The sequence below is a fragment of the Mesorhizobium sp. P5_C1 genome (assembly GCF_054049815.1).
Window position 1 is genome coordinate 1 of the sequence record NZ_JBFULQ010000157.1, and the last position, 11,438, is coordinate 11,438.

11 protein-coding genes are annotated in these 11,438 nt (G+C 62.9%); 5 read left to right on the plus strand and 6 right to left on the minus strand.

Features of this window, described 5'->3' with window-relative positions; translation table 11 throughout:
• Nucleotides 1-62 precede the first annotated feature (62 nt).
• Nucleotides 63-1,154, minus strand: coding sequence for an LLM class flavin-dependent oxidoreductase (locus ACXJ7R_RS14750; protein ID WP_457152474.1), 1,092 nt, complete (start codon nt 1,152-1,154; stop codon nt 63-65).
• Between the two features lie 123 nt (nt 1,155-1,277).
• Between ACXJ7R_RS14750 and ACXJ7R_RS14755 the strand changes: the two genes are divergently transcribed.
• The 5 genes from ACXJ7R_RS14755 to ACXJ7R_RS14775 all read left to right on the plus strand — a co-directional run bounded on the left by ACXJ7R_RS14755 (nt 1,278) and on the right by ACXJ7R_RS14775 (nt 6,473).
• Nucleotides 1,278-2,054, plus strand: a complete 777-nt coding sequence (locus tag ACXJ7R_RS14755) for an HpcH/HpaI aldolase family protein (RefSeq protein ID WP_457152475.1) — start codon at nt 1,278-1,280, stop codon at nt 2,052-2,054.
• Nucleotides 2,055-2,241: 187 nt separating this feature from the next.
• A complete protein-coding gene (locus ACXJ7R_RS14760) occupies nt 2,242-3,432 on the plus strand; it encodes a pyridoxal phosphate-dependent aminotransferase (RefSeq protein ID WP_457152482.1) in 1,191 nt (396 codons plus the stop codon).
• Nucleotides 3,433-3,520: 88 nt separating this feature from the next.
• Nucleotides 3,521-4,318, plus strand: a complete 798-nt coding sequence (locus ACXJ7R_RS14765; protein WP_457152476.1) for an ABC transporter substrate-binding protein — start codon at nt 3,521-3,523, stop codon at nt 4,316-4,318.
• 160 nt (nt 4,319-4,478) lie between these two features.
• Nucleotides 4,479-5,153: an amino acid ABC transporter permease gene (locus tag ACXJ7R_RS14770; protein WP_457152477.1), complete on the plus strand. Its 675-nt coding sequence runs from the start codon at nt 4,479-4,481 to the stop codon at nt 5,151-5,153.
• A 45-nt stretch (nt 5,154-5,198) separates the two neighbouring features.
• Nucleotides 5,199-6,473 (plus strand): cysteine desulfurase-like protein, encoded by a 1,275-nt coding sequence (locus ACXJ7R_RS14775; protein WP_457152478.1) that lies wholly within the window; start codon nt 5,199-5,201, stop codon nt 6,471-6,473.
• 260 nt (nt 6,474-6,733) lie between these two features.
• Here the strand turns inward: ACXJ7R_RS14775 and ACXJ7R_RS14780 are convergent, their stop codons facing one another.
• From ACXJ7R_RS14780 to ACXJ7R_RS14800, 5 genes are all read right to left on the minus strand, one after another.
• Nucleotides 6,734-7,564: a dipeptide ABC transporter ATP-binding protein gene (locus ACXJ7R_RS14780; RefSeq protein WP_095082593.1), complete on the minus strand. Its 831-nt coding sequence runs from the start codon at nt 7,562-7,564 to the stop codon at nt 6,734-6,736.
• Nucleotides 7,561-8,412, minus strand: coding sequence for an ABC transporter ATP-binding protein (locus ACXJ7R_RS14785; RefSeq protein ID WP_457152479.1), 852 nt, complete (start codon nt 8,410-8,412; stop codon nt 7,561-7,563). Before ACXJ7R_RS14785 ends, ACXJ7R_RS14780 begins: the two co-directional genes overlap by 4 nt.
• A complete protein-coding gene (locus ACXJ7R_RS14790) occupies nt 8,412-9,296 on the minus strand; it encodes an ABC transporter permease subunit (protein ID WP_457152483.1) in 885 nt (294 codons plus the stop codon). The genes ACXJ7R_RS14785 and ACXJ7R_RS14790 overlap by 1 nt, the downstream gene beginning before the upstream one ends.
• A 26-nt stretch (nt 9,297-9,322) precedes the next feature.
• Entirely contained in the window at nt 9,323-10,330 is a 1,008-nt protein-coding gene (locus ACXJ7R_RS14795) for an ABC transporter permease subunit (RefSeq protein ID WP_457152480.1), read from the minus strand.
• 43 nt (nt 10,331-10,373) lie between these two features.
• On the minus strand, nt 10,374-11,438 hold a 1,065-nt coding region (locus ACXJ7R_RS14800), incomplete at its 5' end, for an ABC transporter substrate-binding protein (RefSeq protein ID WP_457152481.1).

Here is an 11,438-nt window from a genome sequence, read left to right on the forward strand (position 1 = left end):
GGTCGAGGACCGCGCCAAGGTCGAGATCCAGGCGACAGCCGTCATTCCGGAATGACCTTTGCTTATCCGCGAAGGCCAGCCTGCCTCAAAATCGGCAGCACGTGGTCGCAGAAATAGGGCAKTTCCTGCGTGTAGTTGACGAAGGACAGCGCGATCCCCTGGTAACCCTGCTCAGCAATGGCGACCATGTCGGCGGCGATGGTTTCGGGCGTTCCAATCAGCGGATAGGTGCCGGCGCCGCCGGCGAAACGCTGCCGATAGCGGTCATAGGCATGCGGGTCGTGCGATTGCGAGAATTCCTTCTTGCCGGCCATGTGGGCATCGACCGCGTCGTGGTCGGCCATATCAACGGCATAGCGCGCGTAGTAGGCCTGCGCCTCTTCCATCGTCGGACGGCAGACCACATGCGCCACCGTGTAGACGCCGACATCACGGCCCACCTTGTCGGCACGTTCGCGTATGTCGGCGACGTGCTTGCCGGCGTCGCCCATCTCGGAAAAGGTCGTGAACAGATAGTCGCATCTGGCGGCGGCGAAATCGCGGCCCGGCCCGCCGAAAGCGGCGTTCATCGTCACCGGGCGCGGAACTTGCAAGCTGGCCGGACGGCTGACCGCTTCCTTGAGGCGATAATAGGTGCCTTCATAGTCTAGAGGCTCGCTTGAGGCATAAAGCCGTTCGAGGATCTCGATCCATTCGGCCGCCTGGTCGTAACCCTTTTCGACCAGCGGCGTGCCGAACATGCCGAATTCCTTCGGGTTCCAGCCGCAGACGATGTTGAGGCCGGCGCGGCCCTGGCTGATGTGGTCGACGGTCGCCAGCGCCTTGGCGGCGTAGAGCGGATGCACGAGCGGCACATGCACGGTCATAAACAGGCCAATCTGTTCGGTGGCCATGGCGAGTGCCGCCGCCCAGGTGAAGGTCTCGAACGACCATTCCCGCACCTTGTTGCGGCCGCCGAAGCCGCGCCAGCGCGCGATCGGCAGCATGAATTCCAGCCCGGCGCGGTCAGCGATCTGGGCCGCCGTCAGATTGTCCTGCCAGCTTCCCGCCCAGCGTTCCGGAACATCGGTGATGGCAAGGCCGCCATCGGCATTGGTCGAAAAGACGCCGAGCTTGAGTTTGTTCGGGCCGTGCAGGGGATGCGTTTTGATCATGTCTGGAACTCGTGGCGGGAGAGCCCACGCTAGGCCCGCGCGAAAATATTTCAAGCCTGAAATAGCTTCGCCTGACAGTCGTTTGCGGATATGGATTCTGGCAGAGCGAGAAAGGTGACGGGCATGAGCGAGTTCCGCCAGAAGTGTATCGGCAAGACGAACCTCGTTGGTTCCTTTGCCGCCATTCCCCATCCCGTGGCAGTCGAAGTGATGGCGCAGTCCGGCCTTGATTTTCTCTGCATCGACTGGGAGCATGCCCAGATCTCGCGCGACATGATCGAGACCATGGTGCGAGCGGCCGACGTGCATCGCTTGCCGGCGATGGTGCGCGTTCCCGGTCATGCGCCGGAAGCGATCCAGGCGGCGCTCGACAGCGGCGCGCAAGGCGTGCTGATCCCACGCGTCTCGACCGCTGCCCAGGCGGCGATGGCTGTCAAAGCCTCGCGCTATCCGCCACAGGGCGAGCGTGGCGTCGGGCCCGGCCGTGCGGCCGGCTACGGCTATCGCATTCCCGAATATCTCGCCGGCGCCAATGGCAGGATCGTCGTCGCGGTCCAGGTCGAGACATCGGAAGGACTGGCCAACATCGAGGCCATCGCCGCCGTCGACGGCGTCGACGTGATCTTCGTCGGCCCCGGTGATCTTTCGGTGTCGATCGATGCGATCGGACCGAAAGGCGCCGACAAGCTCACCGAGGCAATCCGCAGGATCATCGGCGTCACGGTTGCGCATGGCAGGACATCAGGCATCTTCTGCGCAAAGCCGCAAGACGTCTCCCAATGGGCCGCCATCGGCGCCAGCTTCTTCGTGCTGGCCAGCGACACGATGTTTCTCGGTGCGGGCGCTGCCGCCGGCACCGCCGCCGCGCGTGCCGAGCTGACGCGAGACGGGCGCAGCTAGCGCAAAAAGGGCGTATTGGTCGGGCAACAGGCTGGTCAAACTTTTTAAGCTTAAAACTTTCGCCTTGAAAAGCGCCGCGCTTTGGATAAGCATTCCAAGATCGATGGCGACTGCGGTACCGGGCGGGCTTGCCGGGGGCAGTCCATCGTGGTGTTCCGGGTGGGAGGGGTTTCAGTCCTTGTCGTTCATGCTGCCCCAGTCGTCGTCCAGCGCGCGATATGCCTTCGATGGCATTCGCGCCCAAATCCGTGACCTGCATACCGAGAACATCGCCAACCTTGCCGTTCGGGCGCGCGAACTCGGCGACGTCATCGCGCTCTGGTACGGCGAAGGCGACATGGTGACGCCCGCTTTCATCCGCGATGCGGCCAAGGCTGCCTTCGATGAAGGCCTGACCTTCTACGTTCCCAACATGCGCGGCCATGGCCCCCTGAATGAGGCGCTGTCGGAGTACCAGACGCGCATCCATGGCCGGTCGATCCCGATCGCGCGCACCACGGTCACGCCGGGCGGCATGCAGGCGCTGTACCTTGCGCTGGAACTTCTGGTCGATACCGGCACCAACGTCGTCTATGTCGCGCCGCAATGGCCCAACATCCACAACGCCATCCACTTGATCGGCGGCGAGCCACGGCCGTTTTCGCTCGACTATAGGGGTGACTGGCATCTCGACCTCGACCGGCTATTTGCGACCTGCGATGCCCGCACGCGCGCGATCTTCCTGTCGACGCCCTCCAACCCGACCGGCTGGACCGCCTCAGCCGAGGAAATGCGCGCGCTGCTCGATTTCAGCCGGCGCACCGGCATCTGGATCATCTCCGACGAGGTCTACGGCCGGCTCTATTTCGATGACGATGTTGCGCCCTCCATCCTGCAGATCGCCGAGGATGGCGACCGGGTGCTGTCGGTCAACAGCTTCTCGAAGGCCTGGGCGATGACCGGCTGGCGCATCGGCTGGCTGACGCATCCGTCCGGGGTGGCCGACCAGCTCGGCGCGATGACGCAATATGTCAACAGCGGCACCGCCGCGCCGATCCAGGCCGGTGCGGTTGCAGCGATCCGCCAGGGCGAGCCGCTGGTCGAGGAGATCAGGCAGCGGATCAGGACTGGCCTTGACCTCGCCTATGACCGGCTGGCGCAAATTCCGGGCGTCATTCTGCCAACGAAACCGCGCGGCGGCATGTATGCCTTCTTTGCCATGGAAGGCGAGAGCGATGCACGGCGCGCCTGCACCAGGATTCTCGAGACGGCGCGCGTTGGGCTGGCACCCGGTCATCTGTTCGGAAGTTCGGCAACGGCCTTCCTGCGAATGTGCGTGTGCCGTGAACGCAAAGAGATAGCGACCGCGCTTGACCGCATGGTCGCGGCCATGAATTGACGCCCTGCCGACGGTGGGACGGCAAGAAACCGTGCGGGGCCAACCCCGCCCGATCAACAACCAGAGGGAACACCCCAGAGGGAACACCATGAATCTGAACCGTCGCAATCTCATGCTTCTCGCCGCCGCCATCGGCATCGCCGCCGGCCCTGCCACCGCCTATGCCGCCGACGTCCTCAATGTCGGCGCCTACCCGACCAACCCGCCCTTCGAGTACAAGAACGAGAGCGGGACGTTCGAGGGATTTGAAGTAGACATCGTCAACGAAGCAGCCAAGCGCATCGGCATGACCACGGATATCGCCGACCTCGGCTTCCAGGCATTGTTCGCAGCCACCACCTCGAAGCGCATCGATGTCGCCATCTCGTCGATCACTATCACGCCGGAGCGGCTGAAGTCGCAGTCGTTCACGCAGCCCTATTATGATTCCGACATGGGCATCGCCACCAAGACCGACAGCCCGATCAAGGCCGAAGCCGACCTCAAGGGCAAGATCGTCGGCGTGCTGTCCGGCTCGACGGGCGAAACCTGGGTCAAGGGGCATCAGGAAGCCGACGGCTTCGCCGACGTGAAGGGCTATGACACGCAGCAGAACCTGCTGCTCGATCTCAGCGCCGGACGCGTCGATGCGGCCGTCAGCGACATCCCTGGCATGCAGTACTCCTTCACCAAAATGAAGGACCTGACAGTCAAGGAGCGCATCAAGACCGGCGAGCAATACGGCCTGATGATGACCAAGGACCACCCGCTGCTCGGCAAGCTGAACGACGCGCTGACCGCGATGAAGAAGGACGGTACGCTGGCCGCCATCCACAAGAAGTGGTTCGGCAGCGACGCGCCCGCCGATTCCTCGACCGTCAAGGAAATGCCGCTGCCGAAGGCCTGAGCGGCGACTGACAGAACGCAGGCGTGCCGGCTCGAAAGGCCGGCACGTCCTGTTTTATTCATGCCCTTCCCGGAGCCGTAGTTTGGTGCGGCGCAGCCGATTTCGGTGTTCGGGTCTTGCTCTGGCGTCACTGGACGCAAAACGGTTCGGGAACGCTCCCATGTCGCTGATCGACACCTTCTTCAATCCCGATGTCATCATGTCCAGCCTGCCGGCGCTGCTGCGCGGGTTCCTGAACACACTGCTGCTCGGGTTGCTCAGCATCGGCATCGGCATCCCCATCGGCCTGGTGATCAGCCTGGTGCGGCTTTATGCGCCGAAGCCGTTGCGGTGGCTCGCGGTCGGCTACACCGACATCTTCCGCGCCCTGCCGGTGCTGGTCGTGCTGATCCTGATCTACTACGCGCTGCCGTTTCTCGGCATCCGCCTGTCATCCTGGGCGTCCGCTGTGACGGCCTTCGCCATCAYCATGTCGGCCTACTCGGCCGAGGTGTTCCGCTCCGGTATCGAAAGCATTCCGCGCGGCCAGTTCGAGGCGTCGCAGGCGCTCGGCCTGCCGTTCCTTTTGACCTTGCGCAAGGTGGTGCTGCCGCAGGCGGTCCGCGTGGTCATCCCGCCGATGACCAGCAACTGCGTCTCGATGTTCAAGGACACTTCGCTCGCCTCGACCGTGGCGCTGCCGGAATTGTTGAAGGAAGCGACCAATGCGCAGTCGCTCTACGCCAACCCCTCGCCGCTGATCGGCGCAGCACTCGTCTATCTCATCTTCCTCTGGCCGATGGTCCGCCTCGTCAGCTTGCTTGAAGAACGCTTCAAGACCGAAAAGACGCGCTGACCTCGCAAATCAAACCACCCGCCAAGAACTTCGCAGGAGCCGACCTTGAACAAACATCAAACCGACAATGCGAGCGCCGCCGCGTTCCCCGTCGACACCATCCGCACCATGTTTCCAGCCTTGCAGCGGGCCGGCGACTTCATCTTCATGGACAATGCCGCCGGCGCGCAGATCCCGCAAAGCGTGCTCGACGCGGTGACCAACCATCTGGTTTCGCACAACGTGCAGCGCGGTGGCCGCTATGGCCGCAGCGTCACCGTCGACCAGTCGGTCGCCGACGCCCGCGAGAGTGTCGCACTTCTGATAAACGCCGCCAGCCCGGCCGAAATCTGCTTCGGCATGAACGCCACCTCGTTCATCCGCCTGGTCAGCCTCGGCATCGGCCAGATGCTTCAAGAGCGCGACGAGATCGTCATCACCGACATGGACCACGACGCCAACATCGCCACATGGCTGGCGCTGGAGTCCGCCGGCGCCAAGTTCAAATGGTGGCGCATGCGCGAAGACGGCAATTTGCATGTCGACGATCTGCGCCCGCTGGTTTCCGACCGCACCCGGCTGGTCGCCTGCACGGTCACAGCGCATTCGATCGGCTCGATCGTCGACGTCGCAGCGGTTGCCAAGATCGCGCGCGCAGCCGGCGCGGAGGTGTTCCTCGACTGCGTGCACTATGGGCCRCATGGGCTGATCGACGTGCAGGCCTGGGATTGCGATTATCTGGTCTGTTCCGGTTACAAGAACTTCTCGACACATATGGGCTTCCTGTGGGGGCGCTTCGAGACGCTGAAGCGGCTGCCGACCTTCCGCGAGGATTTCATCCCCGACGAGCCGCCCTACAAGGTCGAGGCCGGCACTTTCATCTACGAGAACGTCTCGGGCATGGATGCGGCCGTGCAGTATCTCGAACTGATCGGCCGCAATCTGGCGCCATCCAACAACCGCTCGCGGCGCGACAACATCGTCGCCGGCATGGGCGCCATCCGCGACTACGAGCTGGTGCTGGCGCGCGAGATGCTCGGCGTGCTCAAGGATTGCGGCGCGACGATCTACGGCGTTGCCGACGAAGCCCGTATCACCGAACGCGTGCCTACCTTCTGCTTCAACATCGGCAGACTGTCACCGCAGCGGATCGTCGAGGAAATGGCCGACATGCAGATCGGCATCCGCGACGGCCACATGTACGCGCCGCGGCTGATGAAGCGGCTCAACCTGTCGATGGACAGCGGCGCCATCCGCGCCTCGCTGGTCCACTACAACACGGTTGAGGAGATCAGGCGCTTTGGCGAGGCGCTGCGCACCATCATCGCCAAGCTGTCGTAAGCGGCTTGGCCTAAAGCGCGTCGCGTTTGAAYGGATACAGGCGACGCGCTTTGGGTTCTTGGTTTCATGCATGTCGTTCTCGCAAAACCGAGGCCACTTTTGCGCGACATGCATTAGGGTGTGTTGAGATTCAGGTCAGGCCGAGTCGAGAATGGTAGCTTCCGAGAACCGGAGCGGAGCGTACTTAAGGTACGTGAGCACCGGAAGCGCAGGAAGCCGCCATTCGCAGGCCGGCCTCACCTGAATATCGACACGCCCGGTCAGGCGGCCTTCTTCTTTGCCAGCCTCGCCTTGATCGAAGCGACGTCGGCGCGCGGCGTCGCGGCGAACAGCGTCTTGGTGTAGCTGTGCTTGGGGTCGGCGAAGACCTCTTCGCGCGAGCCGTATTCGACCGCCTCGCCGAAATACATCACCATCACGTCGTCGGCGATGTAGCGCACCACCGACAGGTCGTGGCTGATGAAGACGTAGGTCAGTTGGAACTCGTCCTGCAGGTCGGCGAGCAGGTTGAGCACCTGCGCCTGCACAGACAGATCGAGAGCCGAGACCGGCTCGTCCAACACCAAGAGGCTGGGGTTGAGCATCAGCGCTCGGGCAATGGCGATACGCTGCCGCTGGCCGCCGGAAAACATGTGCGGATAGCGATTGTAGTGCTCGGGTCCGAGACCGACCTTCTTCAGCATCTTCATGGCAAGGTCGCGCCGTTCCTCGGCCGGCTTGCCGGTGTTGATGAGCAGCGGTTCGCCCAGCACGTCGCCGATTTTCTGGCGCGGGTTGAGAGACCCGTAAGGGTTCTGGAAAACGATCTGCACCTTGCGGCGCATCTCCTTGCTCAGCCCGTCCTTGGCGATGTCGACCTTGTTGCCGTCGATGAACAGCTCACCCGAAGTCGCGGGATCGATCAGCGTGATGATGCGGGCCAGCGTCGACTTACCGCAGCCGCTTTCACCGACGATTGCGAGCGTCTTGCCCTTGTCGACGCTGAACGAGACACCCTTGACCGCATGCACCGTGCGCTGTGCGCGAAACAGCCCGCCCCCGACGTGATAGTCGCGGACGATATTCTTGCCTTCGACGACCTTGATGCTCATGCGGCGGCTCCCGAAGGCGCCGGCTCGAACAGCATGTCGGAAACGGTCGGCAGCCGGTCGCCGACGGCATTCTCCGGCAGGGCCGACAAAAGCGCGCGCGTGTAGTTGCTCTTCGGTGATTCAAACAGCGAGAGCACGTCGGCCTCTTCCATCTTGCGGCCCTTGTACTGGACGATGACGCGGTCGGCGGTCTCTGCCACGACGCCCATATTGTGGGTGATCATGATCAGCCCCATGCCGTATTTGGCCTGCAACGACACCAGGAGATCGAGGATCTGCTTCTGGATGGTGACGTCGAGGGCGGTGGTCGGCTCGTCGGCGATCAGCAGCTTCGGATTACAAGCAATGGCGATGGCGATCATGACGCGCTGGCACTGGCCGCCCGACATCTGGTGCGGGAACGAGTTCAGCCGTTCCGCCGGCTCGGCAATACCGACCTGCGTCAGGAGTTCGATGGCGCGCTCCCGGCGCTGCGCAGCGTCCATACCCATATGGAAGCGCAGCACCTCTTCGATCTGGAAGCCGACGGTGAAGCAGGGATTGAGGCTGGCCATCGGCTCCTGGAAGATCATCGACATGTCCTTGCCGACGATCTTGCGCCGCTCGGCAGGGCTTAGCTTCAGAAGATCGCGGCCATTGAAGCTCATGCGGTCGGCGGTGACCGTGGCCGTCCATGRCAAAAGCCCCATGACCGCCAGCATCGACACCGATTTGCCGGAACCGGATTCACCGACGATCGCCAGCACTTCGCGCTCGTCGACATGGAGCGACACGCCGTCAACGGCGCGGAAAGAACCGGAAGCGGTCTGGAACTCGACGACGAGGTTCTGGATATCGAGCAGCGCCATCACGACCTCCTCAGTTTCGGATCGAGCGCGTCACGCAGACCGTCGCCGATCAGATTGATGGCAAGCACAGTGATGAGGATGGCAAGACCGGGGAAGGTCACGACCCACCAGGCGCGCAGGATGAATTCGCGCGCCGAAGCGAGCATCGTTCCCCATTCGGGCGTTGGCGGCTGGGCGCCGAGGCCGAGGAAGCCGAGAGCGGCCGCCTCGAGGATGGCGTTGGAAAACGACAGCGTGCCCTGGACGATCAGCGGTCCCAGGCAATTCGGCAGGATGGTGCGAAGCATCAGCCTGATATGGCCGGCGCCGGCGACCTTCGCCGCCACGACATATTCGCGGCTCTTCTCCGCCATAACGGCAGCGCGCACCAGCCGCGCGAAATGCGGCTGCAGGACAAGCGCGATGGCCAGCATCGCATTGAACAGGCCGGGGCCAAGGATGGTGACCAGAACGAGCGCCAGCAGCAGCGACGGGAACGCCAGGATAAGGTCCATCACGCGCATGATCGCCACGTCGACCCAGCCGCGGAAATAGCCGGCCAACAGACCGAGCGTAATGCCGCCGGTGAGAGCCAGCGTAACCACGACCGCGCCGATGAGCAGCGAAAAGCGCGCGCCATAGAGCAGGCGCGAAAGGATGTCGCGACCGACGGGATCGGTTCCAAGCAGAAATTGGGTGCTGCCGCCGGCCTGCCAGGCCGGCGGCCTCAGAAACGCGGTCTTGTCCTGAATGTCGGGCGCATAGGGCGCGAGCAGCGGCGCAAACAGCGCCGCCAGCACCAGCAGGATGAAGACGAACAGGCCGATCACGGCGCCGCGATTGACCGAGAAATAGTGCCAGAAGGTCCTGAAGCCGGTCAGGCGGTCAGGGTTGCCGGCGGCCATGGGGGCGATTTCGGTCGACTGGCTCATCACGACGCCCGTATGCGCGGGTTGATGACGGCATAGAGCACGTCGACGATGAGGTTCACGGCCATGACGATGAGGGCGATCAAAAGCAGACCTGACTGCACGACGACATAGTCGCGCTTGAAGATGGAATCGACCATCCACTTGCCGATGCCCGGCCAGGCGAAGATGGTTTCGGTGAGGATGGCGCCGGCAAGCAGCGTGCCGACCTGCAGGCCGATGGTGGTGACCACGGGGATGAGCGCATTGCGCAACGCATGCAGGCCGATCACCCGCGACGGCGACAAGCCCTTGGCCCGCGCCGTGCGGACATAATCCTCACCCAGAACTTCCAACATGGCCGAACGCGTCTGGCGGGCAATCACCGCCAGCGGAATGGTGCCGAGCACGATCGCCGGCAGGACCAGGTGGCTGAGCGCCGAGCGGAAGGCATCCCATTTGCCATAGAGCAGGGTGTCGATGGTCATGAAGCCGGTGATCGGCTTGAAGAAGAACTGCAGGCCGATGCGGCCCGAGACCGGCGTCCAGCCGAGGTAACCGGAGAAGAAGATGATCAGCAGCAGGCCCCACCAGAAGATCGGCATGGAATAGCCGACGAGCGCCGTGCCCATCAGCGACTGATCGAACCAGGAGCCGCGCTTGACGGCCGCGAATATGCCTGCCGGAATGCCGAGCGCCATGGCGAAAATCATGGCGAAGAACGACAGTTCCATCGTCGCCGGAAAGAGGATCTTGAACTCTTCCATCACCGGGCGCTTGGACGAGATGGAGACTCCGAAATCGCCGGTCACGACCTCGCCGACATAGCGCGCGTATTGCTGCCAGATCGGCAGATTATAGCCGAACTGTTCCTTGAGCTCCTCGTAACGCGCCGGCGCCACGCCGTGTTCGCCGGCCATGGCAAGGATGGGATCGCCAGGCAGCAGCCTGACGAAGGCGAAGGCACAGATAGTGATGCCGACAAGCGTCGGGATCAAAAGTGCAATTCTGTGAAGAATATATTTGAGCATGGCGAAGGGGGCAGCGCTTTACAGCGCCGCCCCACTCAATATCTTATTCGGCTTTGTCGACGCCGTCGAAGCGGTGAATGCCGAGCGGGTCCATCATGAAACCGCTGACATTCTTGCGCACGACTGCGTAGACTTGGCTGTGTGCCAGCAGGAAGGCCGGAGCCTGCTTCTGGAAGACGACCTGCGCCTGCTCATAGAGCTTGGTGCGCTCGGCCTGGTCGCTGGTCTTCTTGGCCTTCTGGATCAGGTCCTCGAAGTCCTTGTCGCACCAGCTCGAGTAGTTCGAGACGCCGATGGCGGAGCAGGCGAACAGGGTGGCGAAGAAGTTGTCCGGATCGCCATTGTCACCGGTCCAGCCAATCTGGAAGGCGCCTGGACGGTCCTTCTTCTTGCCCTCCGAGCGATACTTGGTCCACTCGTAGTTCACGATCTCGGCCTTGACGCCGACCTTGGCCCAGTCGGCCTGGATCAGTTCGGCGGCGCGCTGGAAGTTCGGGTTGTAAGGACGAACGCGATCGGAAGCCCAGAGCTGGATTTCCGTGAGCCCGGCAGCGGACAGAACCTTCTTGGCCGCATCCGGATCATAGGCGTCGACCTTCACATCCTTGTCCCACGACCACATGGTCGGCGGGATCAGGTTTTCGGCCGGCGTGGCGCCGGCGTCCTGGAACAGCGACTTGATCAGCGCCTCCCGGTCGATGGCCTGGTTGAGCGCATGGCGCACCTCAGGCTTGTCGAGCGGCGGGATGGTGGTGTTGTAGCTCATGTAGCCGATGTTTAGGCCGGCCTGATCCATCAGGGTCACGTCCTGGTTGGCCTTGATCGTGCCGATGTCGGCAGGATTCGGATAGGGCGCGATGTCGCATTCGCCAGCGAGCACCTTCTGGATGCGGGCGGTCGCGTCAGGGGTGATGGCGAAGACGAGATCGTCGATCTTCTCCTTGCCCTTGAAATAATCCGGATGGGCCGCGTAGCGGATAACCGAATCCAGCTGATAGTCGACGAACTGGAACGGGCCGGTGCCGATCGGCTTGGTCGAGAAATCGGCCATCTTGCCGGACTTCTCCAGCTGCTCGGCATATTCCTTCGACACGATCGAGGCGAAGTC